The sequence below is a fragment of the Brucella haematophila genome, assembly GCF_005938105.1.
GTDB classification, from domain to species: domain Bacteria; phylum Pseudomonadota; class Alphaproteobacteria; order Rhizobiales; family Rhizobiaceae; genus Brucella; species Brucella haematophila.
Genome location: NZ_VCPE01000013.1, coordinates 84,157 through 108,069, shown reverse-complemented (window position 1 = coordinate 108,069; position 23,913 = coordinate 84,157). Strand labels below are relative to the sequence as shown.

Sequence of the window (23,913 nt, the reverse complement as noted above, 5' to 3'; positions counted from 1 at the left end):
TTTTCCGGAAACATTCAATAAAATCATCGGCTTGGCGTCCTGAGCAATAGTGGGCCCCAAAAGGATGGTTTCAACGTAGAGAGCAGGTTGTTCGTGGCTGAAACGTCTTCGCTCATTTCAGGTGTGGCACAGCGTTACGCCGGATCGCTTTTCGAGCTGGCGCTCGAAGCCAAGTCCGTTGCTGCTGTGGAGAAAGATCTTGTTCGTTTCGAGGCGCTTCTGAGCGGAAGCGAGGACCTCAAGCGTCTGATCTCCAGTCCGGTATTTTCTTCGGAAGACCAGCTCCATGCGATCGGCGCCATTGCCGACAAGGCGGGCATCACGGGTCTGGTCGGAAATCTTCTGCGCGTCGTCGCAGCGAACCGCCGCCTTTTCGCCCTGCCGGGCATTATCGCCGCATTCCACAAGATTGCTGCTGAACATCGCGGAGAAGTTTCCGCCGATGTCACTTCCGCGCATGCGCTCACCGCTGCGCAGGAAAACGAATTGAAGGCAACGCTGAAGAGCGTGGCCGGCAAGGACGTGACGATCAACGTCACCGTCGATCCGTCGATCCTCGGCGGTCTTATCGTCAAGATGGGTTCGCGTCAGATCGACACGTCCCTTCGCACCAAACTATCTTCTCTCAAGCTTGCACTGAAAGAGGTCGGCTGATGGACATCCGCGCTGCGGAAATTTCCGCTATCCTGAAAGAGCAAATCAAGAACTTCGGCAAGGAGGCTGAGGTCTCCGAGGTCGGTCAGGTTCTGTCCGTCGGCGACGGTATTGCTCGCGTCTATGGTCTGGACAATGTTCAGGCTGGTGAAATGGTCGAATTCCCCGGCGGCATTCGCGGCATGGCGCTCAACCTTGAAAACGACAACGTTGGTGTCGTTATCTTCGGTGCCGACCGTGACATCAAGGAAGGCGACGTCGTTAAGCGTACCGGCGCCATCGTTGACGTGCCGGTTGGTCCGGGCCTGCTGGGCCGCGTCGTTGACGCGCTCGGCAACCCGATCGACGGCAAGGGCCCAATCGTTGCCACCGAGCGTCGCCGCGTCGACGTGAAAGCACCGGGCATCATCCCGCGCAAGTCGGTTCATGAGCCAATGTCGACCGGCCTCAAGGCTGTTGACGCTCTGATCCCGGTTGGTCGTGGTCAGCGCGAGCTGGTCATCGGTGACCGTCAGACCGGCAAGACCGCCATCATTCTCGACACCTTCCTGAACCAGAAGCCGATCCACGACAACGGCCCGGACAGCGAAAAGCTTTATTGCGTTTACGTTGCTATCGGCCAGAAGCGTTCGACTGTTGCTCAGTTCGTCAAGGTTCTCGAAGAACGCGGCGCTCTCGAATATTCGATCGTTATCGCTGCTACCGCTTCCGATCCGGCTCCGATGCAGTACCTCGCTCCGTTCGCAGGTTGCGCAATGGGCGAATACTTCCGTGACAACGGTCAGCACGCTCTCATCGGTTACGACGATCTGTCCAAGCAGGCTGTTGCTTACCGTCAGATGTCCCTTCTGCTTCGTCGTCCTCCGGGCCGTGAAGCTTATCCGGGCGACGTTTTCTACCTGCACTCGCGTCTTCTGGAACGTGCTGCAAAGCTCAACGACGAAAACGGCGCTGGCTCGCTGACGGCTCTGCCGGTCATCGAAACACAGGGCAACGACGTTTCGGCCTTCATTCCGACCAACGTGATCTCGATCACCGACGGCCAGATCTTCCTCGAAACCAACCTGTTCTATCAGGGTATCCGTCCGGCTGTTAACGTCGGTCTGTCGGTTTCGCGCGTTGGTTCTTCGGCTCAGGTCAAGGCCATGAAGCAGGTTGCCGGTTCGATCAAGGGCGAGCTCGCCCAGTATCGTGAAATGGCCGCCTTCGCACAGTTCGGTTCGGATCTCGATGCCTCGACCCAGCGTTTGCTGAACCGTGGTGCACGTCTGACCGAGCTTCTCAAGCAGCCGCAGTTCTCGCCGCTCAAGACGGAAGAACAGGTTGCCGTGATTTTCGCCGGCGTGAATGGCTATCTCGACAAGATCGCCGTCAACCAGGTTGGCAAGTTCGAAGCAGGTCTTCTTTCTTCGCTGCGCACCGAGCACAAGGATGTGCTGGATGCGATCCGCGATCAGAAGGCGCTCACCGACGACATCAAAGCAAAGCTCAAGGCAGCGGTCGACGCGTTCGCCAAGTCTTTCGCTTGAATTTTGTGACGGGATGAACGGATGCCTTCACTAAAGGATCTGAGAAACCGTATCGCCTCGGTCAAGGCGACGCAGAAAATCACCAAGGCGATGCAGATGGTCGCCGCGGCGAAGCTGCGCCGTGCCCAGGAAGCTGCGGAGGCCGCACGGCCTTACTCGCAGCGCATGGGCGCCGTTCTCGCGAATATCGCGCAGAATGTCAGCGGCGAAGATGCACCGGCATTGATGGCCGGTACAGGTAAGGACGACGTGCATCTGCTCGTCGTCTGCACTGCAGAACGTGGCCTTTGCGGCGGTTTCAATTCGCAGATCGCACGCCTGGCGCGCGATCATACCCGCAAGCTCCTCGCTGAAGGCAAGACGGTCAAGATCATCACGGTCGGCAAGAAGGGCGCAGATATTCTGCGTCGCGAATTTGCCTCTCTGATCATCGACCACGTCAATTTGCGCGAAGTCAAGCAGCTCGCTTTTGTGCATGCCGACCAGATCGGCCACAAGGTGATCGAGCTGTTCGAACAAGGCGCTTTTGATGTCTGCACCCTGTTCTATTCCGAATTCAAGTCGGTGATTGCACAGATCCCGACTGCACAGCAGATCATTCCGGCTTCGGCTGGCGATGTTGCGCAGGCGGACACTGCAAGCGATGCGATTTATGAGTACGAACCTGATCCTGCGGCGATCCTGAGCACGCTGATCCCGCGCAATATTTCGGTCCAGATTTTCCGCGCTCTCTTGGAAAATGTGGCGGGCGAAATGGGCGCGAAGATGAGCGCGATGGACAATGCGACGCGTAATGCCGGTGACATGATCAACAAGTTGTCGATCACGTATAACCGTCAGCGTCAGGCTCAGATCACCAAGGAACTGATCGAAATCATTTCGGGCGCGGAAGCGCTCTAGGGTTTACCGCACGGTCTATCCGGGAAGTCTGCAACTTTTCGGGACCATGCTAACGGAAGGTAAGGATCGATGGCAAAAGCAGCGACCCCGAAAACTACCGCCGCGGCCGAAGCAAAGCCGGCAGCGGCGAAGAAGGCTCCAGCCAAGGCTACACCGGCTAAGGCGGCTGCCGCCAAATCTCCGGCAACCAAGTCTCCTGCAGCTCCCAAGGCTGCAACGACCGGCGCAGTCGGCAAGATCACTCAGGTCATCGGCGCTGTTGTCGACGTACAGTTCGAAGACGGTCAGCTGCCGCTGATCCTCAACGCTCTGGAAACCGACAATCTGGGCAACCGCCTGGTTCTCGAAGTTGCGCAGCATCTGGGCGAAAACACCGTTCGCACCATCGCCATGGACTCGACCGAAGGTCTGGTTCGCGGTCACGAAGTGCGCGACACCGGCAACCCGATCATGGTTCCGGTTGGTGAAGAAACCCTCGGCCGCATCATGAACGTCATCGGCGAGCCGGTTGACGAAGCTGGTCCGATCAAGACCACTGCCCGTCGTGCGATCCACCAGGAAGCTCCTGAGTACATCGAACAGTCGACCGAAGCTGAAATCCTCGTTACGGGCATCAAGGTCGTTGACCTTCTCGCTCCTTACGCCAAGGGTGGTAAGATTGGTCTGTTCGGCGGCGCAGGCGTCGGCAAGACCGTTCTCATCATGGAACTGATCAACAACGTCGCCAAGGCGCACGGTGGTTACTCGGTATTCGCTGGTGTGGGTGAACGTACCCGTGAAGGTAACGATCTTTACCACGAAATGATCGAATCGGGCGTTAACAAGCTCGGTGGCGGTGAAGGCTCCAAGGCCGCACTCGTTTACGGTCAGATGAACGAGCCTCCGGGTGCGCGCGCTCGCGTTGCTCTGTCGGGTCTGACGGTTGCTGAAAACTTCCGTGACAAGGGCCAGGACGTTCTGTTCTTCGTGGACAACATCTTCCGCTTCACGCAGGCTGGTTCGGAACTTTCGGCTCTTCTCGGCCGTATTCCTTCCGCTGTGGGTTATCAGCCGACGCTGGCAACCGACATGGGCGCGATGCAGGAACGCATCACCACGACGACCAAGGGTTCGATTACCTCGGTTCAGGCAATTTACGTTCCTGCCGACGATTTGACCGATCCTGCACCGGCAACGTCGTTCGCTCACTTGGACGCGACCACCACGCTGAACCGTTCGATCGCTGAAAAGGGTATTTACCCGGCTGTGGATCCGCTGGAATCCACGTCGCGTATGCTCGATCCGATGATCGTTGGTGAAGAACACTACGCCGTCGCCCGTCAGGTTCAGTCGATCCTTCAGCGCTACAAGTCGCTTCAGGACATCATCGCCATCCTCGGCATGGACGAACTGTCGGAAGACGACAAGCTGACCGTTGCGCGCGCTCGTAAGATCGAACGCTTCCTGTCGCAGCCGTTCTTCGTTGCTGAAGTCTTCACCGGTTCGCCAGGCAAGCTGGTTGACCTCGCCGACACCATCAAGGGCTTCAAGGGCCTTTGCGCAGGTGAATACGATCATCTTCCAGAACCGGCCTTCTACATGGTCGGCTCGATTGAAGAAGCGATCGAAAAGGCGAAGAAGCTGGCTGCCGAAGCCGCTTGATGAATTGAGTTTCCCGGTGGGCCGAAAGGCCCACCGAGACGACCTCTTCATTTGTTTGAGCACGATTTTTTCGAAAACCGGTTTCCAGTTTCGAGGTCGCGCTCTTGGGATTTGGAGCATTTCCAGCAAAAGTGTGAAACGGTTTTGCGTCCGGAAATGCGGGAAAAAAATAGTTAGAACGGCTCCAACGATTCCATTTTAACTAGATCGCTCGAAGTGAGAACCATGGCTCAAGCTTTCCAATTCGAACTCGTGTCGCCTGAACGCCTCCTGCTTTCCGCGCAGGTGACGGAAGTCGTCATTCCGGGTAGCGAAGGCTATCTGACGGCTCTCGCCGGTCATTCGCCGCTGATGTCGACGATCATGCCGGGAGTCGTTTCGGTGAAGCTTGCCGACGGCAAGTCCGACTCTTACGTGGTTTTCGGCGGTTTTGCCGATATTACCCCACAGAGCTGCACCGTGCTGGCCGAATCCGCAACGCATGTCGACGCCATTGAGCCGTCGGACATCACGCGCCGCATCGATGAAGCCCGCAAGGCGCTCGATGATGCGACGTCGCCGGAGCATCGCACCAAGGCCGAAATCTTCCTGCACCAGCTGATGACGCTGCAGGGCGCGGTTATACCGGGCTGATCGGCTAAGAAATTCACAGATTTTCCCGAGAAGCGGACTTCGGTCCGCTTTTCTTTTTGGTTTCATTTACAGCGCATATTTTTCTTTTTAACGACTATTCATTTTTCAAGTTATTTCGGTTCTTAAATCCAGGCTTCAGGCACAACTTATTTGGTTTTACTCCCCTGGCTGAGGGAAAAACTTCACGCTTGCGTGACTTGTGCGTGTAACCATTGAAAATGAACCGTGAGCCATTTATCCAGAAACACAATCGTTAGTTTACTAATATATAAGGCATCGGATATGAGCACGACAGATCTCAGAGCAGAAATGATTGATGCCATGGCGAAGGTGAACCGCAAGCTTCGCACCGTTTTTGACGCCAGGGTGAAGGAGCGGGGCCTGACATTGGCGCGCGCGCGCACGCTGCTGGCACTGATTGAACAGGAAGGCCTTTATCAAAAAGAACTGGCTGAAACACTCGAGATTGAGAATGCGACCATGGTTCGCCTTCTCGACGGCTTGGAGCGTCAGTCGTTCATCGAGCGTCAGACGGTTGAAGGTGACCGGCGCGCCAAGCGCGTCGTCATGACCGAAGAGGGCAAGGTTCTGGCGGAGCAGGTTGAGAAACTCGCCGGTGATGTGCGCGAGGACCTGCTTGAAGGCGTTACCGATGAAGAATTGAGCGTTGCACTGAACGTGCTACGCAAAATGTCGGCATCGATGAACAAGACCCACTAAGAAACAAGACATCTTCCCACGCGGACGAGCCGGAGCCTTCGCTCCGGCTTTTTTGTTTCAATCACGGTTTTGTGAAAACCTGCCCCGAAGCCGGACGGCTTGCGCCATCTTTCGGTCGCCAGTTCACCGTTCACTGGTCCCACAATTTTGCGGACGGAACGCATGTCCAGAAAGACGCGAGACGGCTTTCGAAAAGGGTGAGCGTTCAAACCAACACAGAAGGCGCCTTTCAACGGATCGAACCGATGCCGTGGCGCTTTGCCTGACGGGAGCGTCGGAAATGCGTTATTCGACCCAGACCCTGGTGGGCCTCATGGCCATTGTCTCCATCGTGTCGGTGCAGGCGAAGGACATGCGCCATGGCACCCGGCATGCCTATGCGCGGGCGCTCAACGATGTGAATACGGATGACGGCATGGTTTTCGACACCAATGCATCAGCCTCTTACGGCGTGAGAACGACAGAGCGCTCGCGTAGAAGTTCCCGTATGCGTTAGGGTGCAAGCGTGCGCAGATATTCCATCAGTTCACTTGCGGTGTTGCTGGCGCGTTCCGGTTCACGGGACACGATGGCTTCGATGAGCGCGGCATGGGCATTGGCTGAGCCTGTGATGCTGGCCGATGGGCGCAAGCGGAACCAGAACCGGCGGCTATGCGTCTGAAGCGGAGCCGCGAGGCGGGTCGCATAGGGATTGTTGGCCGCGGTGCCGAGCACAATGTCAAAAGCCTTGTCGGCGTCGAGAAATGACTGTACGTCCTCATCCGGGATTGCCTGCCGCATGGCTGCTGCCGCCGCTTCCAGCCGCTGATAGTCGCGTGGGCTACCGAAGCGCGCTGCATCGCGCGCCAAGACGCGTTCAACGCCTTCGCGGGCATCCAGCACCTTGGCGAAATCCTTCGGGTCAATCGGCGCAATCGCAATGCCGGAACGGGGGCGGACTTCCATCAGTCCTTCCCAGGCAAGCCGCTGAATGGCTTCTCGCAGCGGCGTCCGGCCCATGCCGGTCAGCTCGATGAGCGTGCGTTCGTTGACCACGGCTCCCGGCTCCAGCTCAAGCGTCACGATCATGCGCTCCAATGTGCGATAGGCCTGGTCGGCAAGGCTTTCGCCGCCCAGACCGTCAATAGCGGTTGCCGGTTTGCCGGTGGCGCTTTTCATCGACCGTTCGCGGAGGCTCGTCTGTGTCATGTGGTCCGGTGTCCTGCATGATGGCAATTGACATGAAACAATCCTACAAATATATCTCTGATATATCAATACGACCAAGGGTGCAGTCATGCCGGACCCGCGTTTGCTTTAACCGGGTTTCGGCATAGTGTTATTCCAAAATTTTGTTAGACGGGTTGGCGCTCCGATTTCAAAGTCGCTCTGATTTCGAACGCGCACCATGCCAGAACGGCATCGGTTGCGCATACGGAACTCGGGCACCGGGAAACCGGTATTGACAAAGACAGGGGCTCCATCCGTGATGACGCCTCTCATAAGGACCGGTGGGGAGCCGCACAAGAATGAAATCTGATCCCAACAAGCAGCAAAAAATGGGACAGCAGGATATTGTTATCATCGGTGGCGGAATTGTCGGTTCTGTGACGGCAGCCCTCCTGACCGAAGCCGGGCGCGATGTGCTGGTCATTGATCGCACGGGCATCTGTGAGGAAACGAGTTCCGGCAATGCGGCGGCGCTCGCTTTTTCGGAAATTCTGCCGCTGGCTTCCAAGGGTGTCATGCGCAAGGTGCCGGGCTGGCTGATGGACCCGCTGGGGCCTTTCTCCATTCGCCCGTCCTATTTCCCGAAAATGGTGCCGTGGCTCTATCAGTTCTGGCGCGCCAGCAGCGCTCAAGCGCTGGAGAAAACCGCTGTCACGCAGGCCAATATCATGCGGCTTGCGGCAAGCGAAATGCTGGCACTGATCGACCGCGCCGATTTGCGCGACCGTTTGCAGGAAAACGGCAATCTGGAACTTTATGAAAGCGAAGCCGAGCTGAATGCCGCTCTCCCAAGCTGGGACATTCGCGAGAAGGCTGGCATTGCGCATGAGCATGTCCATGGTGCGCGGTTGGCCGAATTGCAGCCGGGCCTCAGCCCGCGCATCGTGGCCGGAACCTTCGTGCCCGGCTGGAAAAATGTCAGTGACCCGAAACTGTTCGGACAGGCTGTCTGGGCCTATGCGGAACGCCTTGGCGCACGCTTCCTGAAAGCGAAAGTGACGAGTGCGCAACCGGCAGAAGGCGGCGCGCGCGTGCGCCTTGAAGACGGCACCGAGATCAGCGCAAAAAACCTCATCGTGATGACCGGCGCTTTTTCGCGGGAGTTTGCGAAAGGGTTCGGTGATGCGGTGCCGCTCGATACCGAGCGCGGTTACAACACAACGTTGCCGGTGGGCGCTTTCGATGTGAAGCGACAGCTCACTTTCCCGAGTCACGGTTTCGTCGTCACGCCAATGGCGACAGGATTGCGCGTGGGCGGCGCGGTTGAATTCGGCGGGCTCGATCTGCCGCCGAATTATGCGCGCTCCAAAGCGATGCTGACCAAGGCTTCCCGCTTCCTGCCCGGCCTCAAAACTGAAGGCGGACGCGAGTGGATGGGCTATCGTCCGTCCATTCCGGACTCGGTGCCGGTCATTGGCCGCGCCTCGTCGGGCGGAAATATTTTCTACGGCTTCGGCCATGGCCATCTTGGCCTCACACAATCCGCAGCGACCGGACGCCTGATCCGCGATCTGATCACCGGCGCGAAGCCTGCAATCGACATCGAACCATTCAAGCCACAACGTTTTCGGAACTGACCATCATGGCAAGACATTCCTTTTTCTGCGTCGACGGACATACATGCGGTAACCCTGTGCGTCTGGTGGCGGGCGGCGGCCCGAACCTCGAAGGTTCGACCATGATGGAAAAGCGCGCACATTTTCTGCGCGAGTTTGACTGGATCCGCACCGGCCTGATGTTCGAACCACGCGGCCATGACATGATGTCGGGATCGATCCTTTATCCGCCGACGCGCCCGGATTGCGATGTGGCGGTGCTGTTCATCGAAACCTCCGGTTGCCTGCCCATGTGCGGTCACGGCACCATCGGTACCGTGACCATGGCCATTGAACAGGGCCTCGTCACGCCAAAGACGCCGGGTAAGCTCAACCTCGACACGCCAGCCGGTCTGGTTGCCATCGAATATGAGCAGAACGGCCAGTATGTGGAGCGCGTGCGCCTCACCAATGTTCCGGCTTTCCTCTATGCGGAAGGCATGGAAGTGGAATGCCCTGATCTCGGCACACTCAAGGTCGATGTGGCCTATGGCGGTAATTTTTATGCCATCGTCGAGCCGCAGGACAATTACACCGACATGGCCGATTACAGCGCCCAGCAGCTGATCGCCTGGAGCCCGGTTCTGCGTCAGCGTCTCAACGAGAAATACAAGTTCCAGCACCCGCTGCTGGCCGATATCAATCGTCTGACGCATATCCTCTGGACCGGCAAGCCGACCCAGCCGGAAGCTCATGCCCGCAACGCCGTCTTCTATGGCGACAAGGCCATCGACCGTTCGCCTTGCGGAACCGGCACCTCGGCGCGCATGGCACAGCTCACCGCCAAGGGCAAGCTGAAGCCGGGCGATGAATTCGTGCATGAATCCATCATTGGTTCGCTGTTCCACGGTCGCGTCGAGCGCGCAGTGGAAGTCACAGGCCCTGCTACGGGCCAGGATACCGTCCTGCCGGGGATTATCCCGTCAATTGCGGGCTGGGCACGGATGACCGGTTATAATACCATCTTCATTGATGACCGGGATCCGTTTGCTCACGGTTTCACAGTTGCGTAAAACGGGTACGGTTGGCCAAAAGCGGCCAACCACCCAATTTCTTGCCCTTTGAGGCTTCGGGGAAAACATGGGATAAGGCGTCCGTTTCGGTAGAAAAGGACGCGAAAGGGGCGTTTAGTAGGGGACATAACTGGTTTGCAGAAGGATGAAGCAATTAGTCTTTTGTTTAAGACGAAAGGGGCTTGCATTCCTTGATGCAGCCGTTAGGTGTAATCGACCGGGAAAAAAATGAGGGTGCACGAAATAATGATGCGCCAATAAGATTCCGGCTTGTTAAATGGGTGGCTTTTCGATGGAATATTTCCTCCAGCAGGTGATCAACGGGCTCGCGCTCGGTTCGATCTATGGCCTGATCGCCATCGGCTACACGATGGTCTATGGTATCATTGGCATGATCAACTTTGCTCATGGCGATGTCTTTATGCTCGGCGCCTTTATGGCGCTGATTGTTTTTCTAATCATCACAACTTTCATCGGAGCGCTGCCGATTGCGCTGCTTCTGCTTCTGATGATGGTGGTTGCTATGCTCATGACCGGCTTGTGGAGCTGGACGATCGAGCGCGTGGCTTATCGGCCGCTGCGCGGTTCGTTCCGCCTTGCACCGCTGATCACGGCGATCGGCATGTCGATCGTCTTGTCCAACTTCGTCCAGGTGACGCAGGGTCCGCGCAACAAGCCGGTTCCGCAGCTCCTAAACGGCTCGTACAGCCTGTTCGGTTCCAGTGTCACGATTTCGCTCAAGCAGATCGTCGTCATCGTGGTAACGGCGGTGCTGCTGGCGATCTTCTGGTACATCGTCAATCGCACATCGCTCGGTCGTGCGCAGCGTGCCTGTGAGCAGGACCGCAAGATGGCCGCACTTCTCGGCATCAATGTTGACCGCGTGATTTCGCTCACCTTCGTGATGGGCGCCATGCTCGCAGCCGTTGCCGGTACGCTTTACCTGTCCTTCTACGGTGTGATTTCCTTCGCCGACGGGTTCATCCCCGGCGTCAAGGCGTTCACCGCTGCGGTTCTGGGCGGTATCGGTTCGCTTCCGGGCGCGGTTGTCGGCGGTCTGCTGATCGGTCTGATCGAAGCGCTCTGGTCGGCTTATTTCTCGATCGACTACAAGGATGTCGCGGCGTTCTCGATCCTGGCCATCGTGCTGATCTTCATGCCGTCGGGTATTCTTGGCCGTCCTGAAGTCGAAAAGGTGTAATCATGGCTGTACAGTCGAGTTCACGCCCGGATTCCCTTTTTGGCCGGGCCATTCGTGAAGGTATCATCGCCGGTCTTCTGGCGCTGGGTCTCTTCGTCCTGATCATCGGTTTCAAGACCGAGCAGAACATCAACAATGAACTGGTGCTGGTACAGCGCTGGGGCGCGCTGGCCGTCATGGTTGCGCTGGCGGCAGCCGGACGCTTCCTGTTCGTCGCCTTCCTGCAGCCGCAGCTCGAGGCGCGCAAGCTCGCCAAGAGCAAGCGCACGGTGGATACCTCGGAAGGCCAGTCCTTCTTCCGCACCCATTTCTCCAAGCTTGGCGTCGCCTTCCTCTTTGCCTATCCGATCCTGATCGTCATGGCTCTGGGCTGGCAGGGCTCGCTCAAATGGGTGGATAATTTCGGCGTCCAGATCCTCATCTATGTGATGCTGGCCTGGGGCCTCAATATCGTCGTCGGTCTCGCCGGTCTTCTCGATCTCGGCTATGTGGCCTTCTACGCTGTCGGCGCATATTCTTACGCGATCCTGTCGAGCTATTTCGGTCTGTCGTTCTGGATGCTGCTGCCCATTGCAGGCATTCTGGCGGCAACATGGGGCGTCATTCTGGGCTTCCCGGTCTTGCGTCTGCGCGGTGACTATCTCGCCATCGTGACGCTGGCTTTCGGTGAAATCATCCGTCTGGTGCTCATCAACTGGACCGATCTCACCAAGGGCACTTTCGGTATTTCGGGCATTGCCAAGGCAACCTTCTTCGGTCTGCCGTTCAAGGCCGGTCCGGATGGTTTTGCCGCCCATATGGGAATTGCTTTCTCGCCGGCGCATTACAAGTTCTTCCTCTATTACGTCATTCTGCTGCTGGCGCTTCTGACTGCCTGGGTTACGATCCGTCTGCGTCGCATGCCGGTTGGCCGCGCATGGGAAGCGCTGCGTGAAGACGAAATCGCCTGCCGTTCGCTCGGCATCAACACCACGACCACCAAGCTCACGGCTTTTGCCACGGGCGCGATGTTCGGTGGTTTTGCGGGCTCCTTCTTCGCCGCACGTCAGGGCTTTGTGAGCCCGGAATCCTTCGTGTTCCTTGAATCCGCGGTTATCCTCGCCATCGTCGTTCTCGGCGGTATGGGGTCGCTCGTCGGTATCGCCATCGCCGCAGTCGTCATGATTGGCGGCACGGAAATCCTGCGCGAAATGGGCTTCCTGAAGGTGATCTTCGGTCCCGACTTCACGCCGGAACTCTATCGCATGCTGATCTTCGGCCTCGCTATGGTGGTCGTCATGGTCTGGAAACCGCGTGGCTTTGTCGGAAGCCGAGAACCAAGCGCGTTCCTGCATGCAAAGAAGATGGTGTCGGGTGCCTTTACCAAGGAAGGGCACGGCTGATGGCGGAGACAGCGACAATGTCTGACAATGTTCAGAAAAACCTGGTTCAGAAAGACACCGTTCTTCAGGTTGAGCATCTGTCGATGCGCTTTGGTGGCCTCGTCGCCATCAACGATCTGAGCTTCGATGTGAAGCGTGGTGACATTACCGCGCTCATCGGCCCGAACGGTGCCGGTAAAACAACGGTCTTCAACTGCATCACCGGCTTCTACAAGCCAACGGGCGGCATGTTGACCATGCATCGGAACACGGGCGACACTTTCCTTCTGGAACGTCTTCCGGATTTCCAGATCACCAAACAGGCCAAGGTGGCGCGTACCTTCCAGAATATTCGTCTGTTCTCAGGCCTGACCGTTCTGGAAAACCTGCTCGTCGCCCAGCACAACACGCTGATGCGGTCGTCCGGTTTCACGATCCTCGGCCTTCTGGGCCTGCCGGGCTATAAGAAGGCCGCCAAGGAAGCCATCGAAAAGGCGCGTTACTGGCTGGATAAGATCAATCTGACTGCGCGCGCAGACGATCCGGCTGGCGATCTGCCTTATGGCGATCAGCGCCGTCTGGAAATCGCTCGCGCCATGTGCACCGAGCCGGAAATTCTCTGCCTTGATGAACCGGCAGCAGGTCTGAATCCGCGCGAGTCGGCTGAGCTGAACAAGCTTCTGCTCGATATCCGCAAGGATACCGGGACGTCGCTCCTGCTGATCGAGCACGACATGTCGGTGGTTATGGAGATCTCCGACCACGTGATCGTGCTGGAATATGGCACGAAGATCTCCGACGGCACGCCGGAAGAAGTCCGCAACGATCCGCGCGTTATCGCCGCTTATCTTGGCGTTGACGACGAGGAAATCGCCGATCTGATCGACGAGGCGGACAAGCCTGGTGTGACCGATGCCATCGATCTTGTTACGACGCAGCTTGCCGAAGAAGCGATCGAACAGGAAGAGGCTGCGGAAGTTTCCCGACTTGCCGGTGGATTGGACGCAGCTCGCGATGGCAAGGCCGACAATCTGACGCTCGTGAAGGGCATCGGTGCGGTTAACGAAAAGAAGCTGAACGAGCACGGCATCTATCATTTCGATCAGATCGCCGCATGGTCCGAAGCTGACATCAAGCAGGCTGAAACCTATCTGGAATTCGATGGCCGCATCGCCCGTGAAGACTGGGTGGGGCAGGCCAAAAAGTTGGCCGCTGGCCAGGCGACCGAATTCTCGAGCCGCGTCGAAGCCGGCGATGTTCCGACGAGCCACAAGACCGCTCCCGCAAAGGCGCCGCCAAGCCGAAAAGCTCCGGCCAAGCCGAAGAAGGGAGGCGAATGATGCAGGCTGATCCCATGCAGAAAAAGCAACCGCTTCTGGCCGTTGAAAAGGTCGAGACCTATTACGGCAACATCTGTGCGCTGAAGGGTATCGACCTGACAGTGGACGAAGGCGAAATCGTGGCCCTGATCGGTGCCAATGGCGCTGGCAAGTCCACGCTGATGATGACGATTTTCGGTTCGCCGAAGGCACGCACTGGTCGCGTTCTCTTCAACGGCAAGGACATTACGTCCATGCCGCCACACGAGATTGCCAAGTTGCGTATCGCGCAGTCGCCGGAAGGTCGCCGCATCTTCCCGCGCATGACGGTTCTCGAAAATCTCCAGATGGGCGCGAGCCTCGATCATCAGAAGTACTTCGAAGAAGACGTGAAGCTGATGTTCGACCTGTTCCCGCGTCTCAAGGAACGCATCAGCCAGCGTGGCGGCACGTTGTCGGGCGGCGAACAGCAGATGCTGGCCATCGCCCGCGCGCTGATGGCGCGTCCGAAGCTTCTGCTTCTCGATGAGCCGTCGCTTGGTCTTGCACCGCTGATCGTCAAGCAGATTTTCGAGGCGATCAAGGAACTGAACCGCACACAGGGCCTCACGGTATTTCTCGTCGAGCAGAACGCATTCGGTGCGCTCAAACTCGCCGACCGTGGCTATGTGATGGTCAACGGATCGATCACGATGAGCGGCTCTGGCCGTGATCTTCTGGCCGATCCGGAAGTGCGCGCCGCCTATCTCGAAGGCGGAAGGCATTAAGGAGAAAGTCATGCAAGGTATTCTCTACGAAGAACCGTCTTTCTGGCTGTTTTTCCTCATCACATGCGTGCTGGGCGGCTGGGCCGCCTGGATGACAGGTCGGGCCTGCGCGCAGACCTGGCGCAGCCTGCCGCAGCTTCTGGTCTATCTGATCCCGCTGGGCGCTGCTGTGCGTTTCATCCACTTCGCGCTGTTTGAAGGAACGCTGCTTTCGTTCCACTATTATCTGGTGGACACGATCGTTCTGATGATCGTTGGGACAATCGGCTTCCAGTTCACGCGCACCAAACAAATGGTGCGGCAATATGGCTGGCTTTATGAAAAAGCTTCGCCGCTGAGCTGGAAAGCAAAATAATTCGAAGCTTCGCCGTTCGCGGCGAAGCTTTTTTTAAAAGATCACGTTGACAGTACTATGATTCAGCGTAGATATTGCTGAGTATTCAGCAAGATAATAAGGCGGTGCTAAAACATCGCTTCGGGGTAAATACAAGGATGGGAGTTCCAAAAATGAAGAAGTATCTTTTTTCGGGCGTGGCTCTTGCTGCTGTGATGGCTTTTGGCGGCTCTGCATGGGCTGATGTACTTCTGGGCATCGGTGCGCCGCTGACCGGCCCGAATGCCGTTTACGGTGCGCAGATCCAGAAAGGCGCCGAAGCCGCCATCAAGGAAATCAACGATGCTGGCGGCATCAACGGCGAGAAGATCGCGATTACGCTCGGCGACGACGTTTCGGATCCGAAGCAGGGCATTTCGGTTGCCAACAAGTTCGCTGCCGATGGCGTGAAGTATGTTGTCGGCCACTTCAACTCGGGCGTTTCGATTCCGGCTTCGGAAGTCTATGCCGAAAACGGCATTCTCGAAATTTCGCCTGCTGCAACCAACCCGGTCTATACCGAGCGTCAGCTCTGGAACACGTTCCGTACCTGCGGCCGTGATGACCAGCAGGGTATCGTTGCCGGCCAGTACATCTTCGACAACTTCAAGGACGCGAAGATCGCCGTCATTCACGACAAGACCCCTTATGGTCAGGGCCTTGCCGACGAAACCAAGAAGAAGCTCAACGAGCTGGGCACCAAGGAAACCCTTTATGAAGGCGTAAACGTCGGCGAAAAGGATTTCTCGGCTCTGATCGCAAAGCTCAAGCAGGCTGGCGTCACAGTCGTATATTGGGGTGGCTTGCATCCGGAAGCTGGCCTGATCATCCGTCAGATGGCTGACCAGGGCCTCAAGGCTCAGTTCATCTCGGGCGACGGTATTGTGTCGAACGAACTGGCTTCGATTGCTGGCGATGCTGTTGCCGGTACGCTGAACACCTTCGGTCCAGATCCGCGCAACAACCCGGACAATGCTGAACTTGTCAAGAAGTTCCGCGACGCTGGTTTTGAGCCGGAAGCCTACACGCTTTACTCCTACGCTGCCGTTCAGTCGCTTGCTCAGGCCGCCAAGGCTGCAGCCAGCAACGACCCGCAGGAAGTTGCGAAGGCGCTGAAGGCAAAGGGTCCGTTCAAGACCGTGCTCGGCGATATTTCCTACGATGAAAAGGGCGATCCGAAGCTCCCAGGTTACGTCATGTACAAGTGGGAAAAGGGCGCTGACGGGAAATATACCTACATTCAGCAGAAGTAATAACGCAGCATTATTGCGTAACTGGAAATGCCCGGCCATCGTGCCGGGCATTTTTGCTTTCTCGCATCTAATATAGGTCTGTAAAAAGTAGCTGACTCTTATTGATGGGTTATACCGCATTGCGTTGATAGACGTGTGCGGTCTGGAGAATGGAATATCTATTCGAAACAATGAGTTGCGTCGATTATGGCAGAGGCGATTTTACGGAAGCCGCCGTAGCCGCATAAACTCATGCGGAAAACGCCGAAAGTAGGCGATTTCTACGCTTTACTTTTATGTCTCTGCGAATTTACCTGTCTATGTGATTTCGCGTAGTGTGATTCTCTACGCTCAATCTCGCCTTCTGGGGAGGAGGCCGATCATTCGGGCGGAGGTGTTTTATTTCCCCCAAGCTGCGCCCGGAAACGGGCATATGGAATATCGGTTTTCTCATACGGTCTGCCGCTTCGGCTGCGATTCCTGCCGGGAGTGCGCTTTCCAATTCGCATTTGGTCGCCGGGATAGTTGTCTGGCGGCAGGGTGCTTTGAGCATTTCCGGGCAAAACTGCGCAGCGGTTTTGCGTCGGATAATGCGTGAAAACAATGAGACAGAGCGGTGCCGGTGGGTTGGTTTTCACTGGAAACGTTTGAAGTGGGAGTAATCGAAATGAAAAAGTCTTTGTTCTGCGGCGTTTGCCTTTCGGCTCTGGTCGCTTTTGGCGGCGCAGCCTTTGCCGATGTGATGGTTGGTGTTGGCGCACCTTTGACCGGTAGCCAGGCAGCCTTTGGCGAACAGATCAAGCGCGGTGTTGAAGCCGCTGTCGCGGAAGCCAATGCCAAGGGCGGCATGAATGGCGAAAAGATCAGCATCGTCTATGGCGATGATGCCGCCGACCCGAAGCAGGGCATTTCGGTTGCCAACAAGTTCGTTGGCGATGGCGTTCAGTTTGTCATCGGTCACTTCAATTCCGGCGTCAGCATTCCGACTTCGGACATCTATGCCGAAAACGGCGTGCTGATGATCGCACCGGGAACAACCAACCCGACCTTCACCGAGCGTGAACTGTGGAACACCTTCCGCACCTGCCGTCGTGATGACCAGCAGGGTATCGTTGCCGGCAAGTACATGGCCGACCATTACAAGGACGGCAAGGTTGCCATCCTGCACGACAAGACGCCTTATGGTCAGGGCCTCGCCGATGAGACCAAGAAGTCGCTCAACGAGAACGGCATGAAGGAAACGCTTTATGAAGGCGTGAACCAGGGCGACAAGGATTTCTCGGCGCTGATTTCCAAGATGAAGGCTGCTGGCATCACCGCTGTCTATTGGGGTGGCATGCACCCGGAAGCTGGTCTTCTGATCCGTCAGATGGCCGATCAGGGCCTCAAGGCGCAGTTCATTTCGGGTGACGGCATCGTCTCCAACGAACTGGCTTCGATTGCCGGTGATGCAGTGGCTGGCGTCATGAACACCTTCGGCCCGGACCCGCGCGACGACAAGTCGAATGCTGAACTCATCAAGGCGTTCCGCGACAAGGGGTTTGAGCCGGAAGCCTATACCTTCTACGCTTATGCCGGTGTGCAGTCGCTGGTCAGCGCCGCCAATGCAGCTGGCAGCAACGATCCGCAGGAAGTTGCAACCGCAATGAAGGACAAGGGTCCGTTCAAGACTGTTCTTGGTGAAATCTCTTTCGACAAGAAGGGTGATCCAAGCCTTTCGCCTTACGTCATGTTCGAGTGGCGCAAGGGTGAAGACGGCAAGTATAACTACTTCCAGAAGTAATGTTGCCTGATATATTGGCATAAATTGCTATAAAATTAATCAGAATGCCCGGCTTTTGGTCGGGCATTTTGTTTTTAATTGGCGGTTGCACAGTTTGTTTGCGCTTGATCCTATTGCAGGGTAAGCAATGGCGCCTTCGTCATTGCAGTAAGGGAGATCTGCCTTGCCTATCAGGAAAATTCTGGTCGCCAATCGATCCGAAATCGCAATTCGCGTATTCCGCGCCGCCAATGAGCTTGGGCTCAAAACGGTGGCCATATGGGCTGAGGAGGACAAACTTTCCCTGCATCGCTTTAAAGCGGACGAGAGCTATCAGGTCGGGCGCGGGCCGCATCTGGCCCGCGATCTGGGGCCGATCGAAAGCTATCTGTCGATCGATGAGATCATCCGCGTCGCCAAGCTTTCGGGGGCAGATGCTATTCATCCGGGCTATGGCCTTCTGTCGGAAAGCCCGGAATTCGCCGAAGCCTGTGCCGAAAACGGCATCATCTTCATTGGGCCGAAGCCGGAAACCATGCGCCGTCTCGGCAACAAGGTTGCTGCGCGCAATCTGGCCATCGAAATTGGCGTGCCGGTGGTGCCAGCCACCGATCCGCTGCCGGACGATATGGAAGAGGTCAAGAAGCTTGCGGCGCAGGTCGGTTATCCGGTCATGCTCAAGGCAAGCTGGGGCGGCGGCGGTCGCGGCATGCGCGCCATCCGCTCGGAAGCCGATATTGCCCGCGAGGTCACGGAAGCCAAGCGCGAAGCCAAGGCGGCTTTCGGCAAGGACGAGGTCTATCTCGAAAAGCTGATTGAACGCGCCCGCCATGTTGAAGTGCAGATTCTGGGCGATACGCATGGCAATGCCGTGCATCTGTTCGAGCGCGACTGCTCCATCCAGCGGCGCAACCAGAAAGTTGTCGAGCGGGCGCCAGCCCCTTATCTCAACGACGCGCAGCGTCAGGAACTGGCAGATTATGGCCTGAAGATCGCGCATGCGACCGATTATATCGGCGCGGGCACGGTGGAATTCCTGATGGATGCCGATAGCGGCAAGTTCTATTTCATCGAGGTCAATCCGCGTATTCAGGTTGAGCATACCGTCACCGAGCAGGTGACTGGCATCGATATCGTCAAGGCGCAGATCCATATTCTGGAAGGTTTTGCCATTGGCACGCCGGAATCAGGCGTACCGCGTCAGGAAGATATTCGTCTCAACGGCCATGCCCTCCAATGCCGTATCACGACGGAAGATCCGGAACAGAACTTCATCCCCGATTACGGGCGCATTCAGGCTTACCGTTCGGCCTCGGGCTTCGGCATTCGCCTTGATGGCGGCACGGCCTATTCGGGCGCGTTCATCACGCGCTATTACGATCCGCTGCTGGTGAAGGTCACGGCTTCGGGCGCGACGCCGCTGGAAGCCATCCGTCGCATGGATCGCGCACTGCGTGAATTCCGTATTCGCGGTGTGGCCACAAACCTCACCTTCCTTGAAGCGATCATCAATCATCCGAAATTCCTGTCGAATGACTATACGACGCGCTTCATCGACACGACGCCGGAACTGTTCGAGCAGGTAAAGCGACAGGACCGCGCCACCAAGCTTCTGACCTATATTGCCGATGTGACCGTGAACGGTCATCCGGAAACCAAGGGACGTGCCAAGCCGGCTAAGGATGCTGCAAAGCCGCGCGTGCCGTGGTTTGGCGACACGCCGGTTGCGGATGGCACCAAGCAGCTTCTGGACAGTCTCGGACCGAAGAAGTTTGCCGAATGGGTGCGCAATGAAAAGCGCGTTCTGGTCACCGATACGACGATGCGTGACGGCCATCAGTCGCTGCTGGCCACGCGTGTGCGCACCTATGACATTGCGCGCATTGCCAATACCTATGCGCAGGCGCTGCCAAACCTGTTCTCGCTGGAATGCTGGGGCGGGGCGACCTTCGACGTGTCGATGCGCTTCCTGACCGAAGATCCGTGGGAACGTCTGGCGCAGGTGCGCGAAGGCGCGCCGAATCTGCTTCTGCAAATGCTGCTGCGTGGTGCCAATGGCGTTGGCTACAAGTCCTATCCGGATAATGTGGTGAAGTATTTCGTGCGGGAAGCCGCGCGTGGCGGCATCGATTTGTTCCGCGTGTTCGACAGCCTCAACTGGGTTGAGAACATGCGCGTCTCGATGGATGCGGTGCTGGAGGAAAACAAACTCTGCGAAGCGGCCATCTGCTACACCGGCGATATTCTGAACCCCGAACGCGCCAAGTATGACCTCAAATATTACGTCAATCTGGCGAAAGAGGTCGAAAAGGCAGGCGCGCATATCATCGCCGTCAAGGATATGGCGGGCTTGTTGAAGCCTGCTGCGGCGCGGGTGCTGTTCAAGGCGCTGCGTGAAGAAACCGATCTGCCGATCCATTTCCACACCCATGACACGTCCGGCATTTCCGCTGCGACGGTGCTGGCAGCCGTGGATGCGGGCGTCGATGTGGTCGATGCTGCCATGGATGCCTTGTCCGGCAATACATCGCAGCCTTGCCTTGGCTCCATCGTGGAAGCACTGCACGGTGCCGAGCGTGATCCGGGTCTCGATCCGGAATCGATCCGCCGCATTTCCTTCTATTGGGAAGCTGTGCGCAATCAGTATGCGGGCTTTGAAAGTGACCTCAAGGGACCAGCTTCGGAAGTCTATCTGCATGAAATGCCGGGCGGTCAGTTCACCAATCTCAAGGAACAGGCGCGTTCGCTCGGACTTGAAACCCGCTGGCATGAAGTGGCGCAGGCCTATGCCGATGTGAACCGCATGTTTGGCGATATCGTCAAGGTCACGCCGTCCTCCAAGGTGGTGGGCGATATGGCGCTGATGATGGTCAGCCAGGATCTGGATGTCAGCGATGTCGAGAACCCGGACAAGGATATCGCCTTCCCGGATTCCGTGGTGTCGATGATGCGCGGTGATCTCGGACAGCCGCCTTCGGGCTGGCCGGCGGCGCTTCAGAAAAAAGTGCTGAAAAGCGAAAAGCCGTTCACTGTGCGTCCCGGCTCGCTGCTGCCTGCCGCCGATCTCGATGCGGAGCGTAACGGGTTTGAGGAAACCGTGGGTCGCAAGATCGACGATCAGGAGTTTGCTTCGGCGCTGATGTATCCGAAAGTATTCACGGATTTCGCCGCCGCACAGGAAACCTACGGTCCGACAAGTGTTCTGCCGACACCGGTTTATTTCTACGGCCTCAAGCCGGAGGAAGAAGTCTTTGTCGATCTGGAACGTGGCAAGACGCTGGTGATCGTCAATCAGGCGATGAGCGAGACCGACGAAAAGGGCATGGTCACCGTGTTCTTCGAACTGAACGGTCAGCCGCGCCGTATCAAGGTGCCGAACCGCGCCAAGGGCGCCTCGGGCGGTGTCCGCCGCAAGGTGGAAACCGGTAATGACAATCAGGTCGGCGCGCCGATGCCGGGTGTCATCTCGACGGTTGCCGTCGCCAGTGGCCAGAAGGTTTCGCAGGGCGACGTGCTGCTCTCCATCGAAGCGATGAAGATGGAAACGGCCATTCATGCCGAGCGCGACGGCACCATTGCCGAAGTGCTGGTACGGCCCGGCGAGCAGATCGACGCGAAGGATCTGCTGATTGTGTATTCGGAATAGTTTGCGTTCAGCCCGAGCCGGATGATTTCAAGCTCCATGTGCACCACGCTTCCCCCTCATCCTGAGCTTGTCGAAGGACGAGGGCAGGCGCTGTGCGTTTCCCTCGCCCTTCGAGATGCCGTTTTCAACGGCTCCTCAGGATGAGGGAAAGAGAAGCCTATTCCTCTGACCACCGATATTGAAAATGCCGCGCCCCTTAAAAGGCGCGGCATTTTGTTTGCGCTTGCAGTACGCGCAAATTCTGGTATGCATGTTTATGCCGATTTATGCATGTTTATGCGTGTTAGGAGAAACAAGTGGCGACGGAACTTTTGCTTCACGAAAGACAGGCGCGTATTCAGGACCTGTTGCAGCAGTCTGGCCGTGTGCTGGCGGCTGAGCTGGCCGAGAGCTTTGGCGTGTCGGAAGATACGATCCGGCGCGACTTGCGCGAAATGGCGGCTGCGGGTCTGTGCAAGCGTGTTTACGGCGGCGCTCTGAAAGCTGCACCGTCATCGCTGTCGCTGGCTGAGCGCGATGTGGAGCGCACGGAGGCCAAGGCGGCGCTGGCGGATGTACTGCTCGGCCTGATCGAGCCGGGCATGACGGTGTTTCTGGATGCCTCCTCGGTCAATACGGCTTTGGCGCGGCTTTTGGTAGAACGCGGCAAGGCGATGACACTTGTCACGAATACGCCGTCGATTGCCACTATTCTGCTTGCTGCGCCCGATATTGAACTCATCATGATCGGCGGGCCGATTGATCGCCGTGTCAGTGCTGCGGTTGGCGCACGCGCCTTGCGTGATGCGGAATTGTTGCGTCCCGATCTTTGTGTGCTGGGCGCCTGCGGTGTTGCGGCGGAAATCGGCGTCACGGCGCTTTTTCTGGACGATGCCGAGTTCAAGCGCACCATTGCCAGCCGCAGCCGGTCTGTCGTACTGGCAATCACCAATGACAAGCTTGGCACTGTCGCAGCGCACGATGTCATCTCACTGGACGATGTCGGCGTCATGGCTGTCGAACAGGATGCCGATGAAGAATTGCTCGCGCCCTTTGTTGCGGCGAGCGTGAATATACTACGCGCGGCAGCAGGCCGTGGCTGAGGGAAATATGGAACAGGTTTCCGGACGGGAAGATACCGCGCCGTCGCGCGCGCCGATGATCACCAAAGAGCGTATTGCTGTTGCGCTGCTCTTTCTGGCAAACGGCTATATTTTCGGTGGTTGGGCTCCGAAAATTCCTGAATTTGCCGCACGCCTTGGGCTGGATAGTGCGGGCATGGGACTGATGATCCTCGTCTTCGGCATCGGTTCGCTGTCCATGATGCCGGTGGCAGGCGCTTTATCGGCGCAGCGTGGTTCCGGTGCGGTGGTGCGCATTTTCGCGATCGCCTTCATTCCGGCGCTGCTGATCATTGCCTTGGTGCCGAATGTTGTCACCGCCGTGATCGTGATGTTCTATTTCGGCGGTACGATGGCTGCGATGGATGTGGCGATGAATGCCAATGCGGTCGCCGTGGAAAAATCCATGCGTCGTGCCATCATGTCGTCCTGTCATGCCTTCTGGAGCCTCGGCGGGCTTATCGGCGCGGCCAGTGGCGGCTTTCTCATCGCGCAGTTCGGCTCGACCGTTCATGCGCTGGTGTCGACCGTTGTTGCAGCGGTGCTGATCGCGGTCGCGTGGCCATCAGTCATTGCCGACAAGTTCCATCACCCGAGCGGCGAGAAGCAGAAGCTGACCTTGCCGCGCAATCCGCTGCCCTGGCTGGTTGGTGTGATGGCTTTGTTTTCGATGGTGCCGGAAGGGGCCATCATCGACTGGAGCGCCTATCATATGCGTCAGGATCTGGGCGCGTCGGTGACGCTGGCGGGCTTCGGCTTTGCGGCCTTCTCGTTCTCCATGGCGGTGATGCGCTTTGCGGGCGATCTGGTGCGCGACCGTTTCGGCGCAGTGCGGACGCTCCGCGCCTGCACGGTGATTGCCATTATCGGCATGTTGATCGTCGGTTTTTCCACCGATCCTTATGTGTCGCTGGTCGGTTTTGCCATTTGCGGCATCGGCATTTCCAACATGGTGCCGATTGCCTTCTCTATGGCGGGTAACATGCCGGGCGTAAACCCAAGCGTCGGCCTGTCGATTGCAACGACGCTTGGCTATTCCGGCATGCTGGTGGCCCCATCACTGATCGGCTTTGTCGCCAGCCATAGCGGTTTCGGTGTGGTGTTCATCGCGCTGCCAGCACTGCTTCTGGTAGTGCTCGCCTTTTCCAGTCTCGCTCGTTACGCCGACCAGAAGCATTAGAGCATTTCCAGCAAAAGTGCGAAGCGCCTACGCGGGGAAATCAGTTCACTGGACTGATTTCTAATCCCGCTTCGATGC

General features: G+C 57.4%; 20 protein-coding genes. 19 read left to right on the top strand and 1 reads right to left on the bottom strand.

Annotated features, from left to right (window positions below):
* Positions 1-93: 93 nt before the first annotated feature.
* The 7 genes from FGI60_RS18615 to FGI60_RS18585 all read left to right on the top strand — a co-directional run bounded on the left by FGI60_RS18615 (position 94) and on the right by FGI60_RS18585 (position 6,573).
* Entirely contained in the window at positions 94-654 is a 561-nt protein-coding gene (locus FGI60_RS18615) for a F0F1 ATP synthase subunit delta (RefSeq protein WP_078339551.1), read from the top strand.
* Positions 654-2,183, top strand: coding sequence for a F0F1 ATP synthase subunit alpha (gene atpA, locus FGI60_RS18610; protein WP_078339550.1), 1,530 nt, complete (start codon positions 654-656; stop codon positions 2,181-2,183). The genes FGI60_RS18615 and atpA overlap by 1 nt, the downstream gene beginning before the upstream one ends.
* Before the next feature lie 21 nt (positions 2,184-2,204).
* A complete protein-coding gene (locus FGI60_RS18605) occupies positions 2,205-3,083 on the top strand; it encodes a F0F1 ATP synthase subunit gamma (RefSeq protein ID WP_138786454.1) in 879 nt (292 codons plus the stop codon).
* A gap of 69 nt (positions 3,084-3,152) precedes the next feature.
* A complete protein-coding gene (gene atpD, locus FGI60_RS18600) occupies positions 3,153-4,724 on the top strand; it encodes a F0F1 ATP synthase subunit beta (protein WP_138786453.1) in 1,572 nt (523 codons plus the stop codon).
* Between the two features lie 225 nt (positions 4,725-4,949).
* Positions 4,950-5,357, top strand: a complete 408-nt coding sequence (locus FGI60_RS18595) for a F0F1 ATP synthase subunit epsilon (RefSeq protein ID WP_078339547.1) — start codon at positions 4,950-4,952, stop codon at positions 5,355-5,357.
* A 282-nt stretch (positions 5,358-5,639) separates the two neighbouring features.
* Positions 5,640-6,077: a MarR family winged helix-turn-helix transcriptional regulator gene (locus tag FGI60_RS18590; protein ID WP_138786452.1), complete on the top strand. Its 438-nt coding sequence runs from the start codon at positions 5,640-5,642 to the stop codon at positions 6,075-6,077.
* 280 nt (positions 6,078-6,357) lie between these two features.
* Positions 6,358-6,573 (top strand): hypothetical protein, encoded by a 216-nt coding sequence (locus FGI60_RS18585; protein ID WP_138786451.1) that lies wholly within the window; start codon positions 6,358-6,360, stop codon positions 6,571-6,573.
* Here FGI60_RS18585 and FGI60_RS18580 read toward each other — a convergent pair.
* Positions 6,570-7,235 (bottom strand): GntR family transcriptional regulator, encoded by a 666-nt coding sequence (locus tag FGI60_RS18580; protein ID WP_235889857.1) that lies wholly within the window; start codon positions 7,233-7,235, stop codon positions 6,570-6,572. The genes FGI60_RS18585 and FGI60_RS18580 overlap by 4 nt on opposite strands.
* Positions 7,236-7,585: 350 nt before the next feature.
* Here FGI60_RS18580 and FGI60_RS18575 point away from each other — a divergent pair, with 350 nt between their 5' ends.
* The 12 genes from FGI60_RS18575 (at position 7,586) to FGI60_RS18515 (ending at position 23,835) form a co-directional block, all read left to right on the top strand.
* The gene (locus FGI60_RS18575; protein WP_138786449.1) at positions 7,586-8,863 is read left to right on the top strand and encodes an NAD(P)/FAD-dependent oxidoreductase; all 1,278 of its coding nucleotides are present in this window, start codon (positions 7,586-7,588) and stop codon (positions 8,861-8,863) included.
* A 5-nt stretch (positions 8,864-8,868) separates the two neighbouring features.
* Positions 8,869-9,894, top strand: coding sequence for a 4-hydroxyproline epimerase (locus tag FGI60_RS18570; RefSeq protein WP_138786448.1), 1,026 nt, complete (start codon positions 8,869-8,871; stop codon positions 9,892-9,894).
* Between the two features lie 292 nt (positions 9,895-10,186).
* Positions 10,187-11,095: a branched-chain amino acid ABC transporter permease gene (locus tag FGI60_RS18565; RefSeq protein ID WP_078339595.1), complete on the top strand. Its 909-nt coding sequence runs from the start codon at positions 10,187-10,189 to the stop codon at positions 11,093-11,095.
* A 2-nt stretch (positions 11,096-11,097) separates the two neighbouring features.
* Entirely contained in the window at positions 11,098-12,477 is a 1,380-nt protein-coding gene (gene livM / locus FGI60_RS18560) for a high-affinity branched-chain amino acid ABC transporter permease LivM (RefSeq protein WP_138786447.1), read from the top strand.
* Complete coding sequence (locus FGI60_RS18555) at positions 12,477-13,796, top strand: ATP-binding cassette domain-containing protein (RefSeq protein WP_138786446.1); 1,320 nt, start codon at positions 12,477-12,479, stop codon at positions 13,794-13,796. The genes livM and FGI60_RS18555 overlap by 1 nt, the downstream gene beginning before the upstream one ends.
* Positions 13,796-14,542, top strand: coding sequence for an ABC transporter ATP-binding protein (locus FGI60_RS18550; RefSeq protein ID WP_078339540.1), 747 nt, complete (start codon positions 13,796-13,798; stop codon positions 14,540-14,542). The genes FGI60_RS18555 and FGI60_RS18550 overlap by 1 nt, the downstream gene beginning before the upstream one ends.
* Before the next feature lie 10 nt (positions 14,543-14,552).
* Positions 14,553-14,897 (top strand): DUF6867 family protein, encoded by a 345-nt coding sequence (locus FGI60_RS18545; RefSeq protein ID WP_078339539.1) that lies wholly within the window; start codon positions 14,553-14,555, stop codon positions 14,895-14,897.
* 152 nt (positions 14,898-15,049) lie between these two features.
* Positions 15,050-16,168 carry a branched-chain amino acid ABC transporter substrate-binding protein gene (locus FGI60_RS18540; protein WP_113534752.1) on the top strand — a complete coding sequence of 373 codons (1,119 nt, stop codon included), beginning with the start codon at positions 15,050-15,052 and terminating at the stop codon, positions 16,166-16,168.
* 646 nt (positions 16,169-16,814) lie between these two features.
* Positions 16,815-17,930: a branched-chain amino acid ABC transporter substrate-binding protein gene (locus tag FGI60_RS18530; RefSeq protein WP_113534751.1), complete on the top strand. Its 1,116-nt coding sequence runs from the start codon at positions 16,815-16,817 to the stop codon at positions 17,928-17,930.
* A 163-nt stretch (positions 17,931-18,093) separates the two neighbouring features.
* Positions 18,094-21,555: a pyruvate carboxylase gene (gene pyc / locus FGI60_RS18525; protein WP_138786444.1), complete on the top strand. Its 3,462-nt coding sequence runs from the start codon at positions 18,094-18,096 to the stop codon at positions 21,553-21,555.
* Between the two features lie 296 nt (positions 21,556-21,851).
* Positions 21,852-22,637 carry a DeoR/GlpR family DNA-binding transcription regulator gene (locus tag FGI60_RS18520; protein ID WP_138786443.1) on the top strand — a complete coding sequence of 262 codons (786 nt, stop codon included), beginning with the start codon at positions 21,852-21,854 and terminating at the stop codon, positions 22,635-22,637.
* A gap of 7 nt (positions 22,638-22,644) precedes the next feature.
* Entirely contained in the window at positions 22,645-23,835 is a 1,191-nt protein-coding gene (locus FGI60_RS18515) for an MFS transporter (RefSeq protein ID WP_138786504.1), read from the top strand.
* Positions 23,836-23,913: the final 78 nt, after the last annotated feature.